This is a genomic window from Gilliamella sp. wkB72, assembly GCF_001693745.1.
In the GTDB taxonomy this organism is placed as follows: Bacteria; Pseudomonadota; Gammaproteobacteria; order Enterobacterales; family Orbaceae; genus Gilliamella; species Gilliamella apicola_E.
On sequence record NZ_LZEI01000012.1, the window covers coordinates 79,197 to 104,352 of the forward strand.

Consider the following 25,156-nt stretch of genomic DNA (forward strand, 5'->3'; position numbering starts at 1 on the left):
CCTGTTAATTAAGGAAAAATTGCAACTGTACGAGTCCAACCTGCGCTCGCTTTATGAACTTTGATCGGAAAACAGGCAACTTTAAAACCCGTGGGCGGTAACTTATCCAAGTTAGTCAGTTTTTCCAGGTGATAATACTCTTTCTCAATCCCAGCAAAATGTCCTTCCCAAATAATTGATGAGTCTCTGGTTTCTTTAAACTCCTTTGCAACTAAAGAAAGTGGTCTATCCCAACTCCATGCGTCAGTTCCAACAACTTTGATACCTTGATTTAAAAGGTACAGAGTTGCCTCTTTACCCATTCCACAACCTTTAATTAAATACTCTTTACTTCCCCAATATTTTTGGGCACCAGAACAAACTAAGACTATATCTAACGGCTTTAATTGATAATTAATGCGATTTAATTCATCCTTAATATCGTCTGCGGTGACTAGATATCCATCAGGTTTATTTGAAAAATCGAGTACCACACCATCAGAAAAACACCATTCCAGTGGCATATTGTCAATTGTTGTGGCGACTTCCCCATTATTCATTGTTGGGTGGTAATGCCAAGGTGCATCAAGATGAGTGCCACTATGTGTTGTTAATTTGACATACTCAATTGACCATCCTAGACCATTTGGTAAGTCATCATTAGTCGCTTCAGGAAAGAAAGTTTTAATATGTTCAGATCCTTTTGTGTGATCCCAATAATCAATTTCTGTTGGCATTGATGGTGGATCGCATGGCGTGTTGTGTTCAACACAAACACTCAAATCAACTATTTTCATTCATTTCTCCTTTTATTAGTTGAATTTCATCAATCTGACAATATTATTAATTGAACGATCAATCAATTATCAACTTATAAATATGAGATCTTAATCACAATTTATTGAACGAACGTTCAATAAATTGTTTATCTGAATAATTTGAGTTATTTCCGATTTTTTAAGAGGTTAAAGGATGGAGAAAAGCTGTGAGGTTCAGTTGATAGTACACCTTTTAATCCAATGGAAATATAATTAAATAGGTACTGACAACTTTCATCAGGTTTGTTAATAGAGCACATTCCACCTGATAAAAAATTAATTCTATCTACTTCGGCAAAAATATTACACATAGAACCGACTAAAAAATCAAATCCCCATTGAATTTGCTTTTCACTTGCATTAGGACTGTTACTACGCATAGCATCTAAAAAATAATTAGCACTAGGATCAAATTCCTGTTGCAGTATAGATAAAGAAAGTTCTGAACCAGAAGAGAGTAACCTTGCAACGATAATGGCATATTCACGCCAACCAGCCCCACCATACAAAGTATTAAAAAGATAAGGCGCCAAAAAAGCTTCAACTATTGATTCTAAGTTAATGGGTTTACCTGCATTTTTTTTATGGAAGTGGTTTAATAAGAAAAGGCGATCTTGACTTAATTTACCAATTCTCCGACGTATAATTGCACGATATAGCTCTTCTTTTGAGCCAAAATGATAATGAACAAGCGCCAATTTTACACCTGCTAACGAGGTGATATCTCTAATCGAAACCTCATTGTAGCTATATTCCGCAAACAACTGCTCTGCAGCATTTAATAGCTTATCAGCTGTGGTTATTTCTGATTGATTTTTCATGACTAACTCTTATTTAGATATTATTTTTTCATTCTACTAAAATTTATCTAAAATATATAGGTGTGTCAGTAGGTGCCATTTTTAAGATGGCATTAGACATAACGAAAATGTCATGGCAAATGATGACATTCTCGCTATAAATATAGAAATAATACTAAATGTTTACTGTTAAATCCGCTTCTGTAGAAGCCAAAATCTCATCTAAAGAGTATATGGGATTTATTTCAGTTAAAACAAGTCCTTGCTTGGTCACTTCTATAACGCCCATCTCAGTAATGATCATATCAACAGCATTAACAGCAGTTAATGGTAGAGAACACTCTCTTAGGATTTTAACCGCACCTTTCGAGGTATGTTCCATCGCGACAATAACTTTTTTAGCACCAGTAACAAGATCCATTGCTCCGCCCATACCAGGCACCATTTTACCTGGGATCATATAGTTAGCTATATTGCCTTTCTGATCAACTTGTAATGCCCCAAGAACAGATACATCAACATGACCACCACGTATAATACCAAACGAGGTAGCACTATCAAAAAAACACCCTCCAGGTAAAATAGTGACAGGTTGTCCGCCTGCATTGACTATCGAGTCATCAATTTGATTTTCATCAGGCGTTGGGCCAAGCCCAATAAAACCATTTTCTGATTGCAAAATAATATGTACATTATCTGGTAAAAAATTGGCAACTCTAGTTGGTAATCCAATACCTAAATTTACTACATTGCCATCTTTAAGCTCAAGTGCAACTCTCTTAGCGATATAGTTCTGGATTTGCTCTTTATCCATCATTAGCAATTTCTCCCATCAATAATATAATCAACAAACACACTTGGTGTCATAATATGATGCGGATCTAATTCACCAACTTCGACTAGCTCTTCAACTTCAACTACAGTAATATCCGCGGCAGATGCCATAATATTATTAAAATTATTCATTGAACCTTTATAAATTAAGTTACCTGATTTATCTGCTTTTGATGCAAAAAGTAATGCAACATCTGCTTTCAATGGTAACTCAAGTAAATAATCTTTGTTATCAACTTTAATTTTTGTTTTTCCTTCTTCTACCAACGTGCCAAGCCCAGTCGGTGTCAAAAAACCACCTAAGCCATAACCAGCACAGCGAATCCGCTCAACCAAGGTACCTTGCGGAACAAGTTCAACAATTGTCTCACCGGCACTCATTTGACGTCCTGTTTCTTTGTTTAAACCAACATGAGAAGCGATGATTTTCTTAAATTGTTTCTTCATGACCATTTTTCCAACACCTTTTGTTGGTAACCCAGTATCATTACAAATTAGTGTTAAATTTCTAACATCTTTAGCACATAAATAATCAACAAGTTTTTCTGGTGTGCCATTAGCCATAAATCCACCAACCATGATAACGGAACCATCTTGAATATCTTTTAATGCATCTTCAATACTATTCATTACTTTGTTCATATTAATACCCTAGGATTTACCGACAACCATTGCTAAACCTTGACCACCACCCACACAAAGCGTTGCCAATCCATTTTTTGCATCTCTTCGCTGCATTTCATGAATAAGTGAAACTAAAATTCTCGCTCCTGAAGCCCCGATTGGATGACCTAGTGCAATCGCACCCCCATTAACATTGATTTTACTGGTATCAAGATCTAATCCTTTAATTACACTAATTGCTTGAGCTGCAAAAGCTTCATTTGCTTCAATAAGATCAATATCTTCTACAGATAAGCCAATTTTATTTAACGCTTTTTGTGTCGCAGGTACCGGCCCATATCCCATTAATTGTGGGTCAACACCAGCGCTGGCCCAAGATCGAATGGTAACCAAGGGTTTTAATCCCAACTCAACTGCCTTTTCTTTACTCATTAAAACTAAAGCTGCTGCCCCGTCATTAATTCCTGATGCATTACCCGCCGTTACAACTCCATCTTTTTTAAATGCTGGTCGCAATTTATTTAAAGACTCAAATGTTGAACCATGTCTTGGATACTCATCTTGATTAACAACCTCAATTCCCTTTTTATTCTTTATCTCTACAGGAATGATCTCTTCATCAAATTTACCTGATTTTTGAGCCTGTTCCGCTTTTAATTGGCTTTGTAATGCAAATTCATCCAGCTCATTTCTAGTTAATTGGTATTTTTCAGCTAGATTTTCTGCGGTAATTCCCATATGAACATGAGAAAAAGCATCGGTTAAACCATCGTAAACAAGTGAGTCAATCAATTTTGAATCTCCCATTCTCATGCCAAATCGCATACCAAAAGAGACATAACCAGCATTACTCATACTTTCCGTACCGCCTGCAATGACGATTTCAGCATCTCCACACATAATGGCTTGACTTGCTAAAATGATAGATTTAAGACCCGAGCCACATACTTTACTTACATTAAAAGAAGGGACTTCATTGGGAATATTTGCTGCTATTGCTACTTGCCGCGCAACATTTTGACCTAAGCCAGCGCATAACACATTACCCAAAATAACTTCATCGACATTACATGGATCCAAATTTATCTTTTTAAGTGCTCCTGTAACTGCCCTTGCGCCTAGTTCAACTGCAGAGACATTTTTAAACACGCCACCTAAAGCACCAATAGGTGTTCTAACGGCCGAGACAATAACGACTTCCTTCATTCTGCATACCTCCATTTTTAAAATATGAATGAAAGGTTAGAGCATCTTTTTTTTGAAGTCTAAGTCTTGTTTTTAATAATATCTATAAGTTAAACTTATAGATATTTTATTAAAAAACATAAATGGTTCGATTCAGCTTATGGATATTCGACAATTGAAATATTTTATTGAAGTCGTTAAATCTAATTTTAATCTCTCTTTAGCATCTCAACGACTCTATATTTCACAATCAGCATTAAGTCAATTTATTAAATCATTTGAGGATGCTGAAAATGTTGAACTTTTTGAACGTTACAAAGGACGATTACAAAAACTTACCCCTGCAGGCGAAATATTTTACGACAATGCAAATAAAATTCTAAATCAATACAATGGTATGCTAAGTGAAATTCGAGAAGGATCAACACAACTTAAAGGGACGATAAAGATTGGAATTCCTCCCTTAATTTTAGGTGTAGTTTTTGCAGATTTAATTGCTCAGTTGATCATTAATAATCCGAGCGTCAAATTTGAAATAATAGAAAAAGGCGCTTATGAACTCAGTAAAATGTTTTTAGTAGATGAGCTGGACTTTGCAATATTACTTCAACCAACAAACATAGATCCCAATATTATAGATGAGCACTTGTTACAAAAAGATGAGCTAAGTGCTTTTATGAATGTTAATCATTCACTATCGGTTAAGGAAAAAATTGATTGGGGCGATCTTAACAATAAATTATTAGCCACATTAGATCCCTCTTTTATTATTCAGCATCAGTTACAAAGAAAATTTGATAAGTATGGTATTACCCCTAAAAAAACCACAATGTCTTCGTCGTGGGATTTTTTGATGTTAATTGTTAAAAACTCGGAATTTATTACCGTTCTACCTTCACCTGTATCTAATATCTATTTTGATAAAAATATCATTCAAAAACCGTTTAAAGATCCCATATCTTGGAATGTTCTACTCTGCCGTAGAAAAAAAGAACGTTATACAAAACTTCAACTTTTTGTTTTTGAATATATTATTGATTATTTTAATACACCTAAAAAAGGATAATATCTGCAATAAACTAAATAAAAAAATAAATATGCACGGCAGTTACAACCAATAAAACCTTACTGAATAAAGTAATATTGTAAAATTTTAATGATGAAACACTTGTGTGTCTCTATAATGTATTGTTAACAACCTAACTAAGCTTTGAATATAATGACAATAAAAGAAATAACACCAATAGATCTCGCTCAAAGAATAAAACAGCATGACAAACTATTTCTACTTGATGTACGCGAACCTAATGAAGTAGAAATATGTGCAATAGCGGGAGCAATACATATTCCTATGAATCTCATACCACTTTATTTAGATAAAATCCCAGATGAAATTGATATTATTATTTATTGCCATCATGGTGTAAGGAGTCTTAACGTTGCAAATTATTTGGTTGAAAATGGATTTGATTGTGATTTTCTCTACAATTTAACTGGTGGCATTGACGCTTGGGCTCGAACTGTTGATACCAGTATGCCTAAATATTAAAAAGCCCGCGTTTAAACGGGCTAAATGATCACTATTCTTGTGGCATAACCCAATAACCATTTTGATTATGTGTTTGCATGTAATCTTTAAATTGTTGTGATTGGTAAATACGCTTTATATCTTTTGCCCATTGACTATTTTCATTACCTTCATTAACTACAACCATAATTTCTAAATCAGGAATAATTGTTTCAGACAAAAGTGCTTTTTTCGAGTCAATATTAGCGGAATAAACGATACTGCCTGGAATGACGGCGAAATCTAACTCATTTAAAACTCTTGGAATATTGGCTGAATCCATTTCAACAATATCAACACCCGCAATATTTTCGGCAATATCATTTTTGCCGACAATAATTGGATTACTATTTGGTTTTAACTTAATCCAACCAGCTTTTTCCAACAAGTTGTAAGAACGTGCTGCATTTGATGCATCTTGCGGAATTCCAATTTTAGCACCCGGAAAAACATTTTTTATCGACGAATGCTTATTCGAAAATATTGCAGCTGGAACCGAAGGTACATGCACCACTGGTTTTAAATGAGCTTTGCGTTGACTATTAAACACATCCATATATGCAGTATGTTGAGCTACCGTTAAATCGATACTGCCTTCACTTAATGCCACATCTGATTCTAATAAATGTGGAAAATTAACTAACTTAACTTTATAGCCTTCTGATTCTAGTATTGGTTTAACCGCATCATTAAACAGATCATTGTACGGTCCTGGTGAAACGCCCATACTGATCTCTTTTTTAGTTTGATTATCGGTTTTCGATGATGAGTTATCACATGCTGTAATAAAAAAAAGAGAACTAAATAAAGCTAACACCACAACATTATTAACTAATTTTTGCTTGATGAACCTCATTTTCATTTGAACTATCCTCAGTGAAGTGTAAATTTTAAAACTACTCTAACACATAAAAAATAATTCATTTATTCCATGTAATTCTATCTTATAACTTTTTGGAATAAGTTATAAAAAACGATTATTAGAGCCAAAATATCAGCTGTGCTACTGTAAAAATATCAATATTTTTATAAATTGGACTTACCATGACAAAAGCTATTGCATCTATTATCGAGCAGCTTTTTCTCGACTTACATCAAAATCCAGAGCTTTCAAATCAGGAGTTTGAAACAACAAAAAAATTAAGGTATTACTTAGAAAAAGCGAATATTCGCATATTAGAGCTAGGCGCAAAAACTGGTGTTATTGCTGAAATTGGTTCAGGCTCACCAGTCTTAGCCTTAAGAGCCGATATTGACGCCCTACCCATTTTTGAACAATCAGATTGCCAATACCGTTCAACCCAAAAAGGGGTAATGCATGCTTGCGGTCATGATCTGCATACTTCTGTTTTAATGGGAGCAGCTTACTTATTGAAAGCCAATGAAGAGCATTTGAAAGGAACGGTTCGATTACTTTTTCAACCGGCTGAAGAAAATTTTAGTGGTGCATTACATTTCATAGAAATTGGTGCGCTTAATGGCGTTGATGTTATTTTAGGAATGCACAATAATCCTAATTTAACCATTAACCAAATGGCTTCACGAGCTGGCCCCTTTTCAGCAAACGTTGACCGAATTGAAATCACAATAAAAGGTGTTGGAGCCCATGCGGCAAGGCCTGAGTCAGGTATTGATCCAATTGTTATTGGTTCACAAATTATTAGTGCTATCCAAACAATATCAAGTCGTACAATAAGCGGTCTTGATGCTGTGGTTGTCAGCATTACAAAATTCTTAGGAGGGAACACATGGAATGTCATTCCTGAAATTGTTGAGATGGAAGGCACTGTAAGAACGCTAACTCCTGATATAAGGTTAAAAGTCAAACAACAATTAAAAAGCATTGTTGAAAATATTGCACTTAGCATGGGAGCCAAAGCAGAGTTGAGATGGTTTGATGGCCCGCCATCAATCATAAATGTTGCTAAGTGGGTCGATTTTTGTCAAAAGATTGCCAAACAACAAGGTTATGACGTTGTTGATTTTCAACCGCAACTTGGTGGTGAAGATTTTGCCCACTATTTGCATCATGTACCTGGCGCATTTATCAATCTTGGTTCACAAAGCCCTTACGCCCTACATCATCCAAAATTTTTAGTTAATACTGACATGATAATGCCAGCAGCCAACTATTTAGCCAATCTCGCTAAGCAAGGATTAATTGAAGTAGCACAACATTGATAGGTATCACATAATGATAAAATTTGAAAATGTATCGAAACAATACGAACGAAATGGAGTTACCACCCAAGCATTACAAAACATCAACTTAACTATCCAAAAAGGCGATATCTACGGCATTATTGGTTATAGTGGTGCAGGAAAAAGTACGCTAGTTCGTCTGATAAACTTTCTTGAAAAACCAACTCAAGGCAATGTTGTTATTCAAAACCAACCATTGAATCAGTTATCAAACTCTCAATTACGCCAAGTTCGCCGTAAAATAGGCATGATTTTTCAACATTTCAATTTACTTGAATCCAAAACCGTATATGAAAATGTGGCGATCCCTCTAGTCCTCATCAAAAAAGATAAACAAACGATTAAACAGAAAGTTCATGAACTGCTCGAATTTGTTGGATTAAGCGATAAAGCTAATAGCTACCCTAAAGAGCTATCAGGTGGACAAAAGCAACGTATTGGAATTGCTCGGGCCTTGGCGAACGATCCCGATATTTTGCTTTGTGATGAAGCCACATCGGCACTCGATCCACAAACTACTCAAGCTATTTTGGAATTAATAAAAAAAATTAATGATAAATATAAAATAACTGTCGTTCTAATTACCCATGAAATGCATGTAATACAGCAAATATGTCACAAAGTAGCAGTTATGGAAAAAGGTAAAATTATCGAACATGGCAATGTGCTTGATGTTTTTGGTCATCCAACGCATAAAACCACACAAAAATTTGTTAGTTCAGTTATTAATGACCAAATCCCTGAAGGTGTTGTTGAAAATCTGCTAAAAATTGAGGGTGATAAACATAATATTAAGTTGTTTAAGCTTGAATTTTTAGGTCGTTCGGCCTCAGAGCCGGTTATGAACGCATTGATCTTACAGCAGAAAGTAGTAGTGAATATTTTATTTGCCCATATGTCTGAAATCGAAAAAACGGTATTAGGCAGTATGTTTGTTCAATTAAAAGGAAGTGATAATAATATCGAACAATCAGTGCAATTTCTTCGCGAAAATGGGGTTAACGTTACAGAAATCAAACATTGGGAGAACAACTAATGGGAATAGTCAACGATTTTATCAATTATATAAATACTAATTTTCTAACCAGAGTGACCGTTGAGCAATATGCACAAGCATCATTAGACACATTATATATGGTTGTTTTTTCATTAATATTAGGCGCATTAATCGGTGTTCCATTAGCGATATGCTTAGTCACCACCCGACCATCCGGTTTACTCGAAAATAAACGGGTTTATCAGATTATTAACCCAATTATTAATTTTGTTCGCTCATTACCTTTTATTATTTTACTCTTTTCACTTCATTCATTTACTTACTTTATAGTTCGTACATCAATCGGTACGACAGCTGCAATTGTGCCCTTAACTTTTTATGTTGCTCCTTATATTGCTCGGCTTGTTGAAAACTCATTATTAGAGGTAAAAAGTGGTATTATTGAAGCAGCTGAATCGATGGGCGCAACGCCAGTACAAATTATTTGGCACTTTATGCTACCAGAAGCATTTAGTTCATTGATTTTAACTTTCACAACCGCCACAATTGGTTTGATTGGGGCAACAGCAATGGCAGGGGCTATTGGCGCAGGTGGTATTGGAGATGTCGCCTATTCGCAAGGTTATCAACGTTTTGATGATACCGTCATTTATATCTGTGTTGTGATCTTAGTTATTGCAATACAAATTGTACAAAGCATTGGTAATTATTTGGCACGCAAGGCAAGACACGAATGATCCCAACTAATTAAACCCTATTGCAACACTTTATACTGGCGTTTACTTCAAAACGCCACTATTTACCACAAAAAATCAATAAATATAATTCAATATTCTCAGATAGTTAAAATATTAAAAAAGTTTTAGCATAAAATGACGAACAAATAAATTCAGCATATTTTATGATTACCATCACTAAATCAGCTACTTGGTTAATACATTTATTTATTTGTAATAATCAAGTAAAATAACCGACATTTAATTATGGTAGTGTAGGAACTCATTGTGACCAACACATTACAACAAAATCTGGTCGAAATACACGATATGTCTTTTTATCGTGGGACTCGTCCAATTTATAAAAATATGAACTTGACGGTTCCCAAAGGCAAAGTTACCGCAATTATGGGGCCATCGGGAATAGGTAAAACTACACTATTAAGACTGATTGGCGGGCAACTTAAGCCACAATCAGGTCAAATCCTATTTGATGGTGAAGATATACCTAGTATGACTCGTTCAAGGTTATATGAAGTCCGTAAAAGAATGAGTATGTTATTCCAATCTGGGGCTCTATTTACTGATTTATCAGTATTTGATAATGTTGCTTATCCATTAAGAGAACATTTTAATTTACCAAAACCTATTTTACATAATTTGGTATTAATGAAATTACAATCAGTAGGACTTCGTGGTGCAGCTAACATGATGCCTTCAGAACTATCTGGTGGAATGGCACGGCGGGCAGCATTAGCCAGAGCAATAGCACTCGATCCTGATTTAATCATGTTTGATGAACCTTTTGCTGGGCAAGATCCTATATCCATGGGCGTAATTGTCAAACTTATATCTGAAATTAACCAATCACTTGGATTAACCTGTATTGTTGTTAGTCATGATGTTAGTGAAGTATTAAGTATTGCTGATTATGCTTATATTGTTGCTGAACAACATATTATTGCTGGCGGTACATCTGAAGAATTACGAAATAATGATGATTTACGAGTAAAACAATTCCTTGAAGGATTAGCCGATGGCCCAGTACCATTTCATTATCCTGCCGATGATTACAAATTAGACCTAAGTAGAGGTGCAAACTAATGTTAAACTTAATTGCAAAACTTGGGCGATCAATAATCAATATTATCGCGATGCTAGGTCGCTCAGGCGTAATGCTATTTGGTGCACTTATCGGTAAACCTCAATTTGGCAAACAATTCCCATTACTTGTTAAACAATTTTACTTTGTCGGTGTACAATCGCTATCAATTATTATTGTATCAGGTCTTTTCATAGGAATGGTACTAGCACTACAAGGTTACTTTATTTTAACCACCTTTGGTGCTGAAGCCAGTTTAGGAATGCTAGTCGCACTTGCGCTGTTGAGAGAACTTGGGCCTGTAGTAGCAGGATTACTATTTGCAGGCCGTGCCGGCTCAGCGTTAACCGCTGAAATTGGTCTAATGAAGGCCACCGAACAATTATCAAGCATGGAAATGATGGCGATCGACCCATTAAGACGAATTATCGCGCCAAGATTTTGGGCTGGATTTTTTTGTATGCCGTTTCTAACAGCAATTTTTGTCGCTGTTGGCATTTTAGGTGGTGTATTAGTAGGTGTTGATTGGAAAGGTATTGATGCAGGATTTTTTTGGTCATCCATTCAAAGTAATGTCGATTGGTGGCACGATTTAGGCAATTGTTTTATTAAAAGCTTTGCATTTGCAATCGCTAGTACTTGGATTGCTCTATTTAATGGCTATGATTGTGTGCCAACATCAGAAGGAATCAGTCGGGCAACAACGAACACCGTTGTCTATTCATCATTAGTTATTTTGGGGTTAGATTTTATTTTAACCGCATTAATGTTTAGTAATTGAGGTCATTAAACATGAGTCGTAAAGTTGAAATTACAGTAGGGTTATTTATGGTGCTGGTTATCTGCTCAGTGCTATTTTTATGTTTTAGGGTTACCGATCCAACGTCTTTCGCTCGTCATAACTCCTACCGTGTTTATGCTGTATTTGATAACATTGGTGGATTAAAAGTAAGATCACCAATTAAAATTGGCGGTGTAGTGATTGGTCGTGTAAGTAATATTAGTCTTAAATCAGAAAAAGGTGCAACGTATAAACCTTATGTCACTATGGATTTAGATGCTCAATACAATAGAATTCCAAGTTCTAGCTCACTTTCAATCAAAACTTCTGGCCTATTAGGTGAACAATTTATTGATATCAATTTTGGATTAGATCAAAGCATTGAACATGAACTTGATTCATTAGATTCTGATACCACTACAACAACGAGTAATAGTAATAATAAACCAGCTTATCTTATAGATGGTTATGTCATTAACAATACAAAACCAGCCATGGTGATCGAAGACTTGATTGGACAATTTTTATATAGCACTGGCGGATCATCAGATAAAAAACAAGATACCAATGATAGTAAGGAGTAACTATGTTAACCAAATTTAAACAAGCCCTTTTTTTAGTACTTGCATTAGTAATAAGTTCTTCAGCATTTGCAAACGATCCTTATAACGATATGCAAGTTGCTGCTGACAAAATATTTAGTACGATGAAAGCTCAATCAGCATCAATTAAGTCAAATCCAAATAAACTTAAAGATATTGTAAGAGCGGATTTATTGCCTTATGTCCAAGTTAAATATGCAGGCGCATTAATTTTAGGTGATGCTTATAAATCAGCAACTGACGCACAACGAACAGCTTATTTCAAAGCTTTTGAAAACTATTTAGTTCAAGCTTTTGCTCAAGCACTTTCTATGTACAACGGTCAAACTTACCAAGTTGAAGCACCAAAAGATTTAACTAACAAATCACTTATTTCAATTCGCGTGCTTTTAAATCAGCCAGATAAAAATCAACAACCTATTCGTATCGATTTCCAATGGCGAAAAAATACAGTAACAGGTGAATGGAAAGCTTATGACTTAACAGCTGAAGGAGTAAGCATGGTTACAACTAAACAAAACGAATGGGCAGCTATTCTTCGCCAAAATGGAATAGATGCATTAACCAAACAATTAAATGATCTATCCAATCGCAAAATTGATCCAAACGCTAAACAAAAAGGTTAGTTCATTATGTCGCGAATCCAAGCAGAAAAACAACAAAATGCACTTAATTTAATCGGTGAACTTGATTTTCACTCTTTAAATGATTTATGGATTGCTCAAGATACACTATTAAGCAATGTAAGCCATATTGATGTATCTAAAGTAACACGGGTTGACTCTTCTGGACTCGCGACGCTTGTCTATTTTTGTAATCAATATAATGTAAAATTGACTGGGATCAGCCCACAATTACAAACACTCATTGAGCTTTATGATTTGCAAACAGTGATTAATCATTAAAAATGATGCAATTTGAGAGCTCAAAAACCCCGTTCCTCAACTTTTTTTTATAAAATAGTTAATACTGAGTTTAAATAATGGATAAACAAGAAATTATAGCTAAATTAAAAAATTCACTTAACCTTGACGATGTTCATGTAATGACAAATGATGGCAGCCATTTTCAAGTTATTGCCGTTGGTGAAATGTTTGCTGAATTAAGTCGAGTAAAAAAACAACAAGCTATTTATGCACCATTAGCGGAATTTATTAATGATAATCGAATCCATGCATTATCAATCAAAACCTATACACCAACTGAATGGCAACGTGAGCGAAAATTAATGGGTTTATAATTAACCCCCATGAACATAGAAACTTGAATAAAGTTTTTTTAGCCACATGTTTTATAAATAAACATAATCATTGCATAAGGTATTCCAGAATGACTAACCCACTATTAAGTAATTCATCATTACCCCTATTTTCACAAATCAAACCTGAGCATGTTTTACCAGCGATTAAAGAGACATTAAACAATTGTCGTAAAACGATTGAATCTGTGCTTGAACAAAATAGTGAATATACTTGGGATAATCTTGTTCAACCCATTGATGAAATGGATGAAAAATTTAGCCGAGCATGGTCACCGGTTAGTCATCTTAATTCAGTGAAAAACAGCCCAGAACTACGTGAAGCATATGAAGCTTGCTTACCTTTGCTATCTCAATACAGTACTTGGGTAGGACAACATAAACCACTATATAATGCCTATAAACAACTTAAAGATAGCAAACACTTCGAAAATTTAAGCAAAGCACAAAAAAAAGTAATCAACAATGCATTGCGGGATTTTGAATTATCGGGTATTGGATTGGCAGATGATAAACAAAAACGTTATGGTGAAATTGTTGCCAAACTTTCAGAATTATCATCTCAATATAGTAATAATGTATTAGATGCCACTATGGGCTGGTCAAAATTAATCACGAATATTGAAGATTTATCCGGAATGCCTGAAAGTGCCTTAGCCGCAGCTAAAGAACAAGCTAAGGCAAAAGAGCAAGATGGTTGGTTATTAACGCTCGATATTCCAAGTTATTTACCGGTAATGACTTATTGCGATAATCGAGATTTACGATTTGAACTCTATCAAGCATACAATACTCGAGCGTCTGACCAAGGACCTAATGCCGGTAAGTGGGATAATACAGAAATCATTAAACAAATTATATCGCTTCGAGCTGAACTTGCTCAGTTACTTGGTTTTGACACATATGCCGATAAGTCATTAGCAACTAAAATGGCTGAAACTGTAACGCAAGTTACCGCATTTTTAACCGATTTAGCAACCAAAGCTAAACCTCAAGGTGAAAAAGAATTAGCCGAACTTAAAAGATATGCTTATGAATATTTTGGTGCAAGTGATATCAAACCATGGGATATCGCTTATTACAGCGAAAAACAAAAACAACATCTTTATACCATCAATGATGAAGAACTTCGTCCATATTTTCCAGAGGATCGAGTTATTAGTGGATTATTTGAAGTCGTTCGTCGTATTTTTGGCATTACTGCAAAACAGCGTCATGATGTTGAAGTTTGGGCACCTGAGGTAAAATTTTACGATTTATATAATGCCAATGGTGAATTAAAAGGTAGCTTTTATCTTGATTTATATGCTCGTGAACATAAACGAGGTGGTGCTTGGATGGATGATTGTATTGGTAAAATGCGTTTTGCTGATGGCCATATCCAAAAACCTGTTGCCTATTTAACTTGTAATTTCAATCGACCAATCGGTGATAAACCAGCATTATTTACTCATAATGAGGTAACCACATTATTCCATGAATTTGGTCATGGACTACATCATATGTTAACTGAAATTGATGTGTCATCAGTGGCTGGTATTAATGGTGTTCCATGGGATGCCGTTGAATTACCGAGTCAATTCTTAGAAAATTGGTGCTGGCAGCCTGAAGCTTTAGAATTTATTTCAGGTCATTATCAAACTGGCGAACCATTACCACAAGAAATGCTAGAAAAAATGCTTGATAGCAAAAACTTCCAAGCTGCATTATTTATTCTGCGTCAGTTAGAATTCGGTTTATTTGATTTTAAATTACATAGCGAAAAAACACCTGATATTTTAGAAACTTTAAAACAAGTCAGAGAACAAGTTGCAGTAGTACCAACCGTAGATTGGGGACGATTCCCTCACGCATTTAGTCATATTTTTGCAGGAGGTTATGCCGCAGGTTATTACAGTTATCTATGGGCTGAAGTTTTATCTGCTGATGCGTTTTCTCGCTTTGAAGAAGAAGGTATCTTCAATGCAAATACAGGTAATGCTTTCCTGGATAATATATTATCTCAAGGTGGCAGTGATGAACCAATGACATTATTCAAAAATTTCCGTGGTCGTGAACCGCAACTTGAGGCATTACTTCGTCACTATGGCATCCACTAAAGTTAACACTGCTCAGCTCAAAAAGTTAGCTGAGCAGTGGCTATTCAAGCATCCTGATCTTCCATTTACTCTCGTTAATCAAAACAATCAACTTGAGTTACAAAAAACTGATGAACCTAAATTAGGCGCAATCGCGGTTAATTTTGTGTCTGGTGCGATGGCTCATCGTCGTCAATTTGGTGGTGGTCGTGGTGAAGCGATAGCTAAAGCTGTTGGCGTTAAAGGTAATTATTTACCCACTATTATTGATGCAACAGCTGGATTAGGACGAGATGCATTCGTATTAGCTTCCATTGGTTGCCATGTTACTATGTTTGAGCGACATCCTGTAGTTGCTGCCTTGTTAGAAGATGGGCTTAATCGTGCTTATCAAGATCCAATCATTGGTCAGCAATTACAAAAGCTGTTACATTTAATTTATAATTCAAGTTTACTTGGGCTCAATTCACATCAAGAAAAACCTGACGTTGTTTATCTTGATCCGATGTTTCCGCATCGACAAAAAAGTGCATTAGTGAAAAAAGAGATGCGCATTTTTCAACAATTAGTTGGTAACGATCTCGATGCAGAAAGCCTACTTGAACCCGCAAGACGATTAGCTAAAAAACGCGTTGTGGTTAAACGACCTGATTATGCACCATTTTTAGCCAATCAAAAACCAGCGGCGGAAATTAAAACTAAAAATCATCGTTTTGATATTTACACACCATGTTTATAGGAATAGTATTTGAATATGCGACTGGATAAATTTCTAGCTCACCATCTAGGGGTAAGCCGAACAATAGTCAATAAAGAACTGAAAGCCCAAAAGGTAACTGTTAATGGAGCTGTTGTAAAATCAGGTGCTTACCATATCTCAGATGATCAAATTGTAGAATATGATGGTTTCGAAATTATACCTATTACCGAAAATCGTTACTTCATGCTCAATAAACCACAAGGTTATATTTGTTCTACTGATGATCCTGATCACCCAACTATCCTCTATTTTATTGATGAGCCTATGTCTGAAAAGCTGCATTCAGCAGGTCGACTAGATTTAGACACCACTGGGCTAGTTTTATTAACCGATGATGGTAAGTGGTCACATCGCATAACTTCTCCTAAACATCATTGTGAAAAAGTTTATCAAGTAACCGTTGAGCAACCTCTTAATAATGATCTTATTGAGATATTTAAACAAGGTATTCAGCTAAAAAGTGAAAAAACACTTACTCAACCAGCTAAATTAGTTATTCTTGATGATTACCATGCAGAACTTACAATAAGTGAAGGCCGATATCACCAAGTAAAACGAATGTTTGCAGCTGTAAATAACCATGTCACCCAGTTGCATCGTAAACAGATTGGCAATATTATTCTTGATATACCTGAGGGCGAATACCGCCCTCTTACTCAAGATGAGATCAATTCGTTTAATTAGCCGTTTGATTCTTAACTAATGTTTTCTTTTACTAGGTTTTATTGTTAAAACTTAGTAACTTTGTATCCAAAGGAATGACAACGTGCAAACACAAGAACCACAAGTAGAAATTAAAGTTTCTAAACAAGCACTTATCTTTATTCTTGGTTTCATTTCAATGTTAATGCCATTATCTATTGATATGTATTTACCAAGTATGCCAACTATTGCGAACAAATTTAATGTCGCCGATTCAACTGTGCAGTTGACAATCAGTTTCTATTTATTAGGATTTTCATTAGGTCAGCTTTTGTTTGGTCCACTCACCGATAGTTACGGACGAAGAAAAGTTTTAACTACTGGACTAATTATTTTTATAATTGCAGCATTATGTTGTGGTCTTGCTGCTAATATAAATCAGTTAATCACAGCCCGATTTTTTCATGGAATAGCAGCATCAGCAACCACTATTGTTATTAATGCATTAATGAAAGATATCTATCGCGATCGTGATGATTTTTCTAAAATGATGTCTTTTGTAACATTGATATCGAATGTTGCCCCATTACTCGCACCGATTATTGGTGGTTTTATTCTTTATTGGTTCGATTGGCAAGCTAACTTCTATGCACTTTGCTTAATGGCGATTATTTGTTTTGCATTAGTAACAATCAATATCCCTGAGACATTAGCCAAATCCAAACGTGATAAATTCAGTATAATTCGAATTTTAAGCAACTTCATTGCCCTATTTAGACATAGACAAGTGTTTACTTACATGATGATTGGTGCATTTTCCGGAGCCGGATTATTTTCATTTCTAAGTTTAGGACCATTTGTCTATATGAACTTACATGGTGTTGCATCAACCAATTTCGGCTATTACTTTGCTATTAATGTTATGGTCATGGTTTCAATGAATACACTCAATAGCCGTATTGTAAAACGGGTTGGTTCTATTAAGATGATTCAGTTAGGCTTACTCCTCCAATTTATTACAGCCATAGGTATGGCTACAGTGAGTATATTTGACTTAGGTTTTGTCTTTTTAGTGGCATGTATTGCTGGTTATATCGGTTGTATTTCAACCATAGGTGGTAATTGCATGGCTGTAATACTCGATTATTATTCTCATATAGCAGGCACAGCCTCCTCGCTTGCAGGCACCATCCGCTTTGCCGTCGCTGGCGCTATCGGAGTCTTACTTTCAACACTCGTTTCAACTCATAATACAGCAACTGTTACGAATAATTTAACAGAATGGCTAATGGTTGGCTCAATGGTTATCTGTAACTTTTTTGCGGCTGGATTGTTTTTGAGTGTCAAAAATATAAAAAGGAATTAACCATGATTTATCAATTAGAAAATCTAAAACCACAAATTAATTCTAAGTGTTTTATTGCTAAATCAGCAGACATCATTGGTGATGTTATTTTAGAAGAAGGCGTATCTATATGGTTTAACGCAGTTTTGCGAGGTGATATCGCAACGATTCATATTGGTAAAAATAGTAATGTTCAAGATAACAGTACTATTCATACAGAAACTGACATTCCCTGTATTGTTGGTGAGAATGTCACCGTTGGCCATAATGTTATTTTGCATAGTTGTAATATTGAGGATAATAGTTTAATTGGTATGGGAAGTACTATTTTAAACAATGCTAGAATTGCCAAAAACTGCCTAGTAGGTGCTAACTCACTAGTTACACATAGTCTGCCCTATGAGGAAGGTTGTTTGATTATGGGGTCTCCAGCTAAAATTATTCGTAAACTCACAGATGAAGAAATTCAAGCAAATATTAAAAATGCTCAACATTACGTGTTGAATGCAAAAAGATTTAATCAAACCTTAACGCTATCGAATTAATAGTTGCTAATAAATTAGTTTTTATACACCTTTCACGCTATGAGTAGGTTCAATTTATGATAAAATACTCAAAATTTTTAATTAAGATAGTTTTTAGGTACGTGTTTGAAAAAATCTAAAATTACAAGAAGACAGATTGTTGCACAATTAATTCTATTATCATTAATAGGCCTGTCTGTTTACTTATTTTTATCACTGTTTACTTACAACCCATCAGATCCTGGCTGGTCACGTACAGCTTGGCACTATCCTATTAGCAATTTAGGCGGTTATATTGGTGCATATATTTCTGATATCTTATTTCAGTTTTTTGGATTAATCGCCTATAGTTTACCGGTTATTATTATCTTTTTTTGTTTACAATTAATGGGTTACTTTTACCGTCATGCCAGTGATCCTATTAACTATTTTAGTGTTTCATTCCGAATTATCGGCATTTTAGCTTTTGTACTTAGTTGTTGTGGTTTTTTTGCCCTTAATATTCGCGATCCAGAACAATTCCAAGCAGGTGGTTATTTAGGTTCGATAGTAATTGAAAGCCTTCTACCTGTTATGAGTAGCTTAGCTACCTCTCTAGCTTTGCTTGCAACAACACTAGCGTGTATTACGCTTTTAACTGGTTTCTCTTGGCTTTATCTGTTTGAAAAAATTGGTGCGTTAGTTATGTTCATCTTGTCACCAATAAAATGGTTATTTACTCCGGATAAAGTTTCACAACCAGCTGATTCGAATCAAGAAGACAAATTAACAACAGAAAAACAGCCACAGTTTGATCTACCTATTGATGTTGATAGTAGTGATAATAGTGACTCAACCAAATCGGCGACAGAATCAAATATTAGTACAACTAAACCTATTTCATTAAAAGATGATGAAGTATTTATAAAAACCGCTGCTCAATTATTGCAATCTATTGAGGCAAATACATCTCCTAACGAAACCAACCAACCGACTAAAGATATATCTAAAAAAGAAATGGATCCTGACGCGATTTTAGCGCGAATGGAAACTATTTTGAAAAATATGAATGAAAGCACCACGAGTGATATGAGTTCAACAGAATCTGATGGAGAAATTAATAGTCGTGAGGCCTTAGAACCTTTTGAAGAAGATAAATACGCTATTGCCGATGCACCAAGTAAACCTTTATTCACTATGGAGCATAATGAGCCAAAAATTAATCTAAATCATATTGCATCTCAAGATTCAGTTGATCCAATTGTAATCGAACCTTTAGCGGAAACATCACCAAGTATTACACCTGAATATCATAATACTAATGATATTCCAGCCGAATTTGAGATACCCGAAGATGTTGATATATCACTTCTTAAAGAAGAAAACCCTCTCATTGATGACATATATCAAAATGAGGTAGTAAACGAATCAAATGAACAACAAACTAAAAATGAAATAAAAGAAGTTACGGACGAGGATGAGGATGAGGATGAGGAAGAAAGCCTTATTCATCCTTTGCTAAAACGCAATGATAAGCCTTTACCTAAACCAACAACACCGTTACCTTCGTTAAATTTATTAACGCCACCACCAACAACTCGAATTGAAGTTGACCACGCGGCATTAAATGCAATGTCAGAGCAAATCGAAAAAAGCCTCTCTGATTATCGAGTAAAAGCTAGAGTTGTCGATTATTTACCTGGCCCCGTTATTACTCGCTTCGAAATTGAACTTGCACCAGGCATAAAGGCAGCAAGAATTTCGACACTTGACCGAGATTTAGCACGCTCATTATCAATGCCTTCAGTACGGGTGGTCGAGGTTATTCCAGGTAAACCGTATGTCGGAATTGAATTACCAAATAAAAATCGACAAACTGTTTATTTCAGAGAAGTATTAGATAGTCCACAATTTAAAAATGCACAATCTCCTTTAACAATTGTATTAGGAAAAGATATCGCAGGACAATCAGTGGTTGCAGATTTAGCTAAAATGCCACATTTATTGGTTGCAGGAACGACCGGTTCAGGTAAATCAGTAGGTGTTAATGCCATGATATTAAGCATTTTATACAAATCACAACCTGAAGATGTTAGGTTTATAATGATTGATCCTAAAATGTTAGAACTATCTATCTATGAAGGGATTCCTCATCTATTGACTCAAGTAGTAACTGATATGAAAGATGCGGCTAATGCTCTTAACTGGTGTGTTAATGAAATGGAGCGTCGCTATCGATTGATGTCAGCATTGGGCGTTCGTAACATTGCTGGTTTTAACGAAAAAATCAAACTTGCCGAAGAAATGGGACGACCAATTCCAGATCCTCTTTGGAAACCCACTGATAGTATGGATCTTGAAATGCCAACGCTTGAAAAACTTCCATATATTGTGGTTATGGTGGATGAATTCGCCGACTTAATTATGGCCGTTGGAAAAAAAGTCGAAGAGCTCATTGCACGACTTGCACAAAAAGCTCGAGCGGCTGGCATCCACTTAGTGCTTGCAACCCAACGCCCATCAGTTGATGTGATTACTGGTTTAATTAAAGCCAATATACCAACTCGAATAGCATTTACTGTTTCAAGCAAGATTGATTCACGTACAATCTTAGATCAAATGGGGGCTGAATCACTTCTAGGTATGGGTGACATGCTCTATTTAGCACCAAATAGCTCAATTCCTATTCGTGTTCATGGCGCATTTGTACGTGATGAAGAGGTTCATGCAGTTGTGCAAGATTGGAAAGCGCGTGGCACACCTAAATATATCGAGAATGTAACAGTTTCAACTGATGATAATGAAGGTAATAGCTTCGATATGACCGACGAAGAACTCGATCCACTTTTCGATCAAGTAGTAGCATTTGTGGTTGAAACCCGTCGAGCATCAATATCTAGCGTCCAACGCAAATTTAGAATTGGTTACAATCGCGCTGCACGAATAGTAGAACAAATGGAAGTTGAAGGCATTATAAGTGCGCCAAGTCATAATGGTAATCGCGAAGTACTTGCACAAGCATCACCTAATGATTATTAGGCTAAATTTCAACAGTAAAACCATTTAACTAATAAGATAGTGTGTCACTATATAAAATTTTAAGAGGTCTACTTTCTAAATTTTAACCAGTAAATCATTGATAAAATTGCGCCTATTATTGCTATACCGGCTAAGGCAAAATAGGCGATTATCATCGACCATTTCAAACTAATTATTCCAACAATAATTGGAAATAGCGTCATACCTAGTGCATAAATAGCTTGAAATAATCCCATGGCAGCAGAACGGGCATACGATGGCACATCTATCATCGCTTCAAAATTTAAAAACGAAAATAGTATACCCGTCCCTATACCTGGGATAATTTGCAATAGAAGAATAATATAAACAGAAGAGACCTGAGGTACTAAAATACAATAAAGTGCTAGTAATAGAAAAGATAAAATTACCCAGCTTGAAATTCTCATCAGATTAATCCACTTAGTCGCCCCCAATTTAGCAAATAGAACTGAAGATAACATATAGACAATTGAAGAAATGCCAATTAAAAAGGCATTCCCCCCTAAATCACTCAATATCTGATTAGTAAAAGACATTGTGGTAGACATTTGAATGCCTTGCTGAATTAAAGCAAGAAATGAGAAAAACAGTAATTTTCGATTACATAATGCGCTAAACAAAAGATGATAGTTAAAATCATGATGGATCTTTTCCGGATATTTTAGCTTTATTGCTAAAATAAAAGCCAATAACCCGCTAAAGCAACTAAGCACACAAATTCCTACCATATGAATATAATCATACAATAATGTACTTGTTAAAAAGGCTAAAAACACACCTAGATTATTAACCATTATAATTAAACTAGTTGCATACCCTTTTTTAGATTTGGGATAAAAACCTAAAAAAAGCACCATAAAAGAGATCCACATTGCACTGGCGAAACCTGAAATTATATTACCAACGAGAAAACCAGTTCCATTCGGTTCAATAATACGAATCACCGATGCAATTCCAGCAAAAAAGGTGCCTAATACAATAAAAATTTTATGTTTCTCTTTTACATTGGCTAATAAACCAACCGGCAATCTTAAGAATAATTGCGAAAATCCATAAGCACTAACCACCATTCCGATCATAGTAGTCGATATATTTATCGCCGCAAGATAAGGGGTTTGATAAGGAATATAGATATATTGTGCATACCAGAAAAAAAACACAATACACAACAATAAATAAGACTTCTTCTTGGCTGACTTCATTTATCCACAATTTTAATACTGATAATTTTTGCTCTAAAAATATATCTAAATAAATTATTTAGCAATAATTATGACAAACTTGTCTAATTTTTTAAACTATGCTAGCTTGAAGTGAATTAAAAAGTGATAAAAATTGATCTTACTAAATTCATAATACAAACATCTTAACTTTATGATTTATATAATAATGATAATTTTTAGTGTATTAAGCTTTTTTATCAATGAATAACCATTCTTTAAGTAATGGAGAAAATAATGGACTATCAAAAAATTGCACAGCAAATACTCGAATTAGTCGGCGGTAAAGAGAATATTATCAACTTAACACACTGCTTTACTCGCTTACGGTTTCAATTAAATGACAGTAAAAAAGCTAATCGCGAAAAATTATTACAGACAGAAGGTGTGATTTCCGTTGTTGAAAGTAGTGGACAATACCAAGTAGTACTAGGCAATAAAGTCACCAAAATTTATGAGCAACTTCTCCCTCTAATTGGCGAGTTAGAACAAAGTAATCAAACGGAACCTAAAGTTTTATTAGGGGTAAAAATACTTAATGCTTTTGCAGCTATTTTTACACCAATCATCCCTGCTATTGCAGCATCAGGTATGTTAAAGGGAATTTTAGCTATAGCGGTTATGATAGGTAATTATTACTATCAAACTGATATCAAAACTTATAACACCTACACGATTTTACATGCTGCATCAGATGCAGTTTTCTACTTCATGCCAATAATACTTGGCTATACCGCTGCTAAAGTATTTAAAGCACATGAATTTATATCAATGATAATTGGTGCAACATTATGTTATCCATCAATTGTCAATTTAATGACAAGTAAAACTGAAGTCACTCTGTTTACCATTGAATTAACCAAAGCAAGTTACACGTCTAGCGTTATCCCAATTATATTAGCGGTATTTATTTTAAGTTATGTACAAAGATTTTTGGAATATATTATCCCTGAAGTATTAAAAATTATCATGGTGCCAACTTTTTCATTACTTATCATGATACCAGCTACTTTACTTATTTTCGGTCCTATTGGCATCTATATTGGCGAATTTATAAACTGGATCTATTACTACATTATGGGTGTTAGCCCTATTTTATTAGGTGCATTTATTGGTGGTATATGGTGTATTTTAGTTATCTTTGGCGCACATCGTGCTATTGTACCAATCGGCATTAATGACGTAGCTCAAACTGGACGCCAGAACTTACTTGCTTTCGCTGGAGCGGCGAACTTTTCACAAGCTGGAGCCGCATTAGGTGTATTTTTCAAAACCAAAAATAAAAATTTAAAAACCGTTGCCGCATCGGCAACAATCACAGCCTTGTTCGGCATTACCGAACCCGCGATTTATGGCGCTAACTTAAGATTGAAAAAACCAATGATTTGTGCAGTTGTGTGTGGTGCACTTGCTGGAGGATTAATGGGTTGGGGAGGATCTTATGGTACAGCCTTTGCCAACCAAGGGGTATTAACAATACCTGTTTATGCGGAAGCAGGTACAAAAGCGTTCTTATGCTATTTAATTGGTATAGGCTTTGCATTTTTTGGTTCATGCATTATGACGATGATTGTTGGATTCAATGACATACCAAACGAAGAAGAATCAAAGACAATTCGAACTCCATTAACCACTGATACAACTATTCTATCACCTGTTGAAGGCGAGGTAATCCCTTTAAATCAAGTCAAAGATGAAGTATTTGCTTCAGGAGCGATGGGCAAAGGGATAGCGGTTTATCCTAAGGTAGGAGAAATAGTTGCTCCAGCAGATTGTACAGTATCAGTACTCTACCCTACTTTACATGCTATTGGTCTAACATTAGATAATGGTATTGAACTGTTGATTCACATTGGAATTGATACCGTTAAATTACAAGGTAAATATTTTCAATCCTATGTACAAGCAGGTCAACACATTACAAAAGGAACCAAAATAGTTTCATTTGATATTGATAAAATAAAAGAATTCGATTTAACGACTTCGGTTATTGTCGCTAATTCGGATCAATATAAAAATATAGAATATTGTCAAGAAGATCACGTCAGTAAAAAAGACAATTTATTATTTATTCAAGTTTAGA

The 25,156-nt window shown here is 35.1% G+C and carries 25 protein-coding genes; 18 read left to right on the forward strand and 7 right to left on the reverse strand.

Annotation, left to right across the window (positions count from 1 at the left end; translation table 11 throughout):
- Positions 1 to 8 precede the first annotated feature (8 nt).
- From A9G07_RS07510 to A9G07_RS07530, 5 genes are all read right to left on the reverse strand, one after another.
- A complete protein-coding gene (locus tag A9G07_RS07510; RefSeq protein WP_065734673.1) occupies positions 9 to 776 on the reverse strand; it encodes a cyclase family protein in 768 nt (255 codons plus the stop codon).
- Positions 777 to 922: 146 nt separating this feature from the next.
- Complete coding sequence (locus A9G07_RS07515) at positions 923 to 1,618, reverse strand: TetR/AcrR family transcriptional regulator (RefSeq protein WP_065734674.1); 696 nt, start codon at positions 1,616 to 1,618, stop codon at positions 923 to 925.
- Positions 1,619 to 1,772: 154 nt separating this feature from the next.
- Positions 1,773 to 2,411 carry a 3-oxoacid CoA-transferase subunit B gene (locus tag A9G07_RS07520; RefSeq protein WP_065734736.1) on the reverse strand — a complete coding sequence of 213 codons (639 nt, stop codon included), beginning with the start codon at positions 2,409 to 2,411 and terminating at the stop codon, positions 1,773 to 1,775.
- A 2-nt stretch (positions 2,412 to 2,413) separates the two neighbouring features.
- Positions 2,414 to 3,073, reverse strand: a complete 660-nt coding sequence (locus A9G07_RS07525) for a CoA transferase subunit A (protein ID WP_065734675.1) — start codon at positions 3,071 to 3,073, stop codon at positions 2,414 to 2,416.
- 9 nt (positions 3,074 to 3,082) lie between these two features.
- On the reverse strand, positions 3,083 to 4,261 hold the full coding sequence (locus tag A9G07_RS07530; protein WP_065734676.1) for an acetyl-CoA C-acetyltransferase: 1,179 nt from the start codon (positions 4,259 to 4,261) through the stop codon (positions 3,083 to 3,085).
- A 139-nt stretch (positions 4,262 to 4,400) separates the two neighbouring features.
- Here A9G07_RS07530 and A9G07_RS07535 point away from each other — a divergent pair, with 139 nt between their 5' ends.
- On the forward strand, positions 4,401 to 5,306 hold the full coding sequence (locus tag A9G07_RS07535) for a LysR family transcriptional regulator (protein ID WP_065734677.1): 906 nt from the start codon (positions 4,401 to 4,403) through the stop codon (positions 5,304 to 5,306).
- A gap of 153 nt (positions 5,307 to 5,459) precedes the next feature.
- Complete coding sequence (locus tag A9G07_RS07540) at positions 5,460 to 5,789, forward strand: rhodanese-like domain-containing protein (protein WP_065734678.1); 330 nt, start codon at positions 5,460 to 5,462, stop codon at positions 5,787 to 5,789.
- A gap of 31 nt (positions 5,790 to 5,820) precedes the next feature.
- On the opposite strand, the gene A9G07_RS07545 is transcribed toward A9G07_RS07540, so the two are convergent.
- Entirely contained in the window at positions 5,821 to 6,669 is an 849-nt protein-coding gene (locus A9G07_RS07545) for a MetQ/NlpA family ABC transporter substrate-binding protein (RefSeq protein WP_218060035.1), read from the reverse strand.
- Positions 6,670 to 6,851: 182 nt separating this feature from the next.
- Between A9G07_RS07545 and A9G07_RS07550 the strand changes: the two genes are divergently transcribed.
- The 15 genes from A9G07_RS07550 (at position 6,852) to A9G07_RS12205 (ending at position 21,832) form a co-directional block, all read left to right on the forward strand.
- A complete protein-coding gene (locus A9G07_RS07550) occupies positions 6,852 to 7,988 on the forward strand; it encodes an amidohydrolase (RefSeq protein ID WP_065734679.1) in 1,137 nt (378 codons plus the stop codon).
- Positions 7,989 to 8,001: 13 nt separating this feature from the next.
- Positions 8,002 to 9,045, forward strand: coding sequence for a methionine ABC transporter ATP-binding protein (locus A9G07_RS07555; RefSeq protein WP_065563611.1), 1,044 nt, complete (start codon positions 8,002 to 8,004; stop codon positions 9,043 to 9,045).
- A gap of 98 nt (positions 9,046 to 9,143) precedes the next feature.
- On the forward strand, positions 9,144 to 9,743 hold the full coding sequence (locus A9G07_RS07560) for a methionine ABC transporter permease (RefSeq protein ID WP_065563747.1): 600 nt from the start codon (positions 9,144 to 9,146) through the stop codon (positions 9,741 to 9,743).
- A gap of 264 nt (positions 9,744 to 10,007) precedes the next feature.
- Complete coding sequence (gene mlaF, locus A9G07_RS07565) at positions 10,008 to 10,826, forward strand: phospholipid ABC transporter ATP-binding protein MlaF (RefSeq protein ID WP_081299570.1); 819 nt, start codon at positions 10,008 to 10,010, stop codon at positions 10,824 to 10,826.
- On the forward strand, positions 10,826 to 11,605 hold the full coding sequence (gene mlaE, locus A9G07_RS07570) for a lipid asymmetry maintenance ABC transporter permease subunit MlaE (protein ID WP_065734680.1): 780 nt from the start codon (positions 10,826 to 10,828) through the stop codon (positions 11,603 to 11,605). The genes mlaF and mlaE overlap by 1 nt, the downstream gene beginning before the upstream one ends.
- Positions 11,606 to 11,616: 11 nt before the next feature.
- The gene (gene mlaD / locus A9G07_RS07575; RefSeq protein ID WP_065563613.1) at positions 11,617 to 12,189 is read left to right on the forward strand and encodes an outer membrane lipid asymmetry maintenance protein MlaD; all 573 of its coding nucleotides are present in this window, start codon (positions 11,617 to 11,619) and stop codon (positions 12,187 to 12,189) included.
- A 2-nt stretch (positions 12,190 to 12,191) separates the two neighbouring features.
- A complete protein-coding gene (gene mlaC / locus A9G07_RS07580) occupies positions 12,192 to 12,833 on the forward strand; it encodes a phospholipid-binding protein MlaC (protein WP_065563614.1) in 642 nt (213 codons plus the stop codon).
- Between the two features lie 6 nt (positions 12,834 to 12,839).
- Positions 12,840 to 13,112, forward strand: a complete 273-nt coding sequence (locus A9G07_RS07585) for an STAS domain-containing protein (RefSeq protein WP_065563615.1) — start codon at positions 12,840 to 12,842, stop codon at positions 13,110 to 13,112.
- 77 nt (positions 13,113 to 13,189) lie between these two features.
- The gene (locus A9G07_RS07590) at positions 13,190 to 13,447 is read left to right on the forward strand and encodes a BolA family protein (RefSeq protein WP_065734681.1); all 258 of its coding nucleotides are present in this window, start codon (positions 13,190 to 13,192) and stop codon (positions 13,445 to 13,447) included.
- An 89-nt stretch (positions 13,448 to 13,536) separates the two neighbouring features.
- On the forward strand, positions 13,537 to 15,564 hold the full coding sequence (gene prlC / locus A9G07_RS07595; RefSeq protein WP_065734682.1) for an oligopeptidase A: 2,028 nt from the start codon (positions 13,537 to 13,539) through the stop codon (positions 15,562 to 15,564).
- Entirely contained in the window at positions 15,551 to 16,282 is a 732-nt protein-coding gene (locus A9G07_RS07600) for a class I SAM-dependent methyltransferase (RefSeq protein WP_065734683.1), read from the forward strand. The genes prlC and A9G07_RS07600 overlap by 14 nt, the downstream gene beginning before the upstream one ends.
- A 15-nt stretch (positions 16,283 to 16,297) precedes the next feature.
- Positions 16,298 to 16,987, forward strand: a complete 690-nt coding sequence (gene rsuA / locus A9G07_RS07605; RefSeq protein WP_065734684.1) for a 16S rRNA pseudouridine(516) synthase RsuA — start codon at positions 16,298 to 16,300, stop codon at positions 16,985 to 16,987.
- Positions 16,988 to 17,069: 82 nt separating this feature from the next.
- Positions 17,070 to 18,311, forward strand: coding sequence for a Bcr/CflA family multidrug efflux MFS transporter (locus A9G07_RS07610; protein WP_218060036.1), 1,242 nt, complete (start codon positions 17,070 to 17,072; stop codon positions 18,309 to 18,311).
- A gap of 2 nt (positions 18,312 to 18,313) precedes the next feature.
- Positions 18,314 to 18,835: a gamma carbonic anhydrase family protein gene (locus A9G07_RS07615; RefSeq protein ID WP_065734685.1), complete on the forward strand. Its 522-nt coding sequence runs from the start codon at positions 18,314 to 18,316 to the stop codon at positions 18,833 to 18,835.
- 105 nt (positions 18,836 to 18,940) lie between these two features.
- Positions 18,941 to 21,832 (forward strand): DNA translocase FtsK 4TM domain-containing protein, encoded by a 2,892-nt coding sequence (locus tag A9G07_RS12205; RefSeq protein ID WP_065734686.1) that lies wholly within the window; start codon positions 18,941 to 18,943, stop codon positions 21,830 to 21,832.
- 68 nt (positions 21,833 to 21,900) lie between these two features.
- On the opposite strand, the gene A9G07_RS07625 is transcribed toward A9G07_RS12205, so the two are convergent.
- Positions 21,901 to 23,055: an MFS transporter gene (locus tag A9G07_RS07625; protein WP_065734687.1), complete on the reverse strand. Its 1,155-nt coding sequence runs from the start codon at positions 23,053 to 23,055 to the stop codon at positions 21,901 to 21,903.
- A gap of 255 nt (positions 23,056 to 23,310) precedes the next feature.
- Here A9G07_RS07625 and A9G07_RS07630 point away from each other — a divergent pair, with 255 nt between their 5' ends.
- Positions 23,311 to 25,155: a beta-glucoside-specific PTS transporter subunit IIABC gene (locus A9G07_RS07630; protein ID WP_065734688.1), complete on the forward strand. Its 1,845-nt coding sequence runs from the start codon at positions 23,311 to 23,313 to the stop codon at positions 25,153 to 25,155.
- The last annotated feature ends 1 nt before the right edge of the window (position 25,156 follow it).

What these genes read in the sequence shown, in the direction of transcription:
- A9G07_RS07510 (WP_065734673.1), bottom strand. Translation starts at nt 776, where the DNA reads ATGAAAATAGTTGATTTGAGTGTTTGTGTTGAACACAACACGCCATGC.
- A9G07_RS07515 (WP_065734674.1), bottom strand. Translation starts at nt 1,618, where the DNA reads ATGAAAAATCAATCAGAAATAACCACAGCTGATAAGCTATTAAATGCT.
- A9G07_RS07520 (WP_065734736.1), bottom strand. Translation starts at nt 2,411, where the DNA reads ATGGATAAAGAGCAAATCCAGAACTATATCGCTAAGAGAGTTGCACTT.
- A9G07_RS07525 (WP_065734675.1), bottom strand. Translation starts at nt 3,073, where the DNA reads ATGAACAAAGTAATGAATAGTATTGAAGATGCATTAAAAGATATTCAA.
- A9G07_RS07530 (WP_065734676.1), bottom strand. Translation starts at nt 4,261, where the DNA reads ATGAAGGAAGTCGTTATTGTCTCGGCCGTTAGAACACCTATTGGTGCT.
- A9G07_RS07535 (WP_065734677.1), top strand. Translation starts at nt 4,401, where the DNA reads ATGGATATTCGACAATTGAAATATTTTATTGAAGTCGTTAAATCTAAT.
- A9G07_RS07540 (WP_065734678.1), top strand. Translation starts at nt 5,460, where the DNA reads ATGACAATAAAAGAAATAACACCAATAGATCTCGCTCAAAGAATAAAA.
- A9G07_RS07545 (WP_218060035.1), bottom strand. Translation starts at nt 6,669, where the DNA reads ATGAAAATGAGGTTCATCAAGCAAAAATTAGTTAATAATGTTGTGGTG.
- A9G07_RS07550 (WP_065734679.1), top strand. Translation starts at nt 6,852, where the DNA reads ATGACAAAAGCTATTGCATCTATTATCGAGCAGCTTTTTCTCGACTTA.
- A9G07_RS07555 (WP_065563611.1), top strand. Translation starts at nt 8,002, where the DNA reads ATGATAAAATTTGAAAATGTATCGAAACAATACGAACGAAATGGAGTT.
- A9G07_RS07560 (WP_065563747.1), top strand. Translation starts at nt 9,144, where the DNA reads ATGGTTGTTTTTTCATTAATATTAGGCGCATTAATCGGTGTTCCATTA.
- mlaE (WP_065734680.1), top strand. Translation starts at nt 10,826, where the DNA reads ATGTTAAACTTAATTGCAAAACTTGGGCGATCAATAATCAATATTATC.
- mlaD (WP_065563613.1), top strand. Translation starts at nt 11,617, where the DNA reads ATGAGTCGTAAAGTTGAAATTACAGTAGGGTTATTTATGGTGCTGGTT.
- mlaC (WP_065563614.1), top strand. Translation starts at nt 12,192, where the DNA reads ATGTTAACCAAATTTAAACAAGCCCTTTTTTTAGTACTTGCATTAGTA.
- A9G07_RS07585 (WP_065563615.1), top strand. Translation starts at nt 12,840, where the DNA reads ATGTCGCGAATCCAAGCAGAAAAACAACAAAATGCACTTAATTTAATC.
- A9G07_RS07590 (WP_065734681.1), top strand. Translation starts at nt 13,190, where the DNA reads ATGGATAAACAAGAAATTATAGCTAAATTAAAAAATTCACTTAACCTT.
- prlC (WP_065734682.1), top strand. Translation starts at nt 13,537, where the DNA reads ATGACTAACCCACTATTAAGTAATTCATCATTACCCCTATTTTCACAA.
- A9G07_RS07600 (WP_065734683.1), top strand. Translation starts at nt 15,551, where the DNA reads ATGGCATCCACTAAAGTTAACACTGCTCAGCTCAAAAAGTTAGCTGAG.
- rsuA (WP_065734684.1), top strand. Translation starts at nt 16,298, where the DNA reads ATGCGACTGGATAAATTTCTAGCTCACCATCTAGGGGTAAGCCGAACA.
- A9G07_RS07615 (WP_065734685.1), top strand. Translation starts at nt 18,314, where the DNA reads ATGATTTATCAATTAGAAAATCTAAAACCACAAATTAATTCTAAGTGT.
- A9G07_RS07625 (WP_065734687.1), bottom strand. Translation starts at nt 23,055, where the DNA reads ATGAAGTCAGCCAAGAAGAAGTCTTATTTATTGTTGTGTATTGTGTTT.
- A9G07_RS07630 (WP_065734688.1), top strand. Translation starts at nt 23,311, where the DNA reads ATGGACTATCAAAAAATTGCACAGCAAATACTCGAATTAGTCGGCGGT.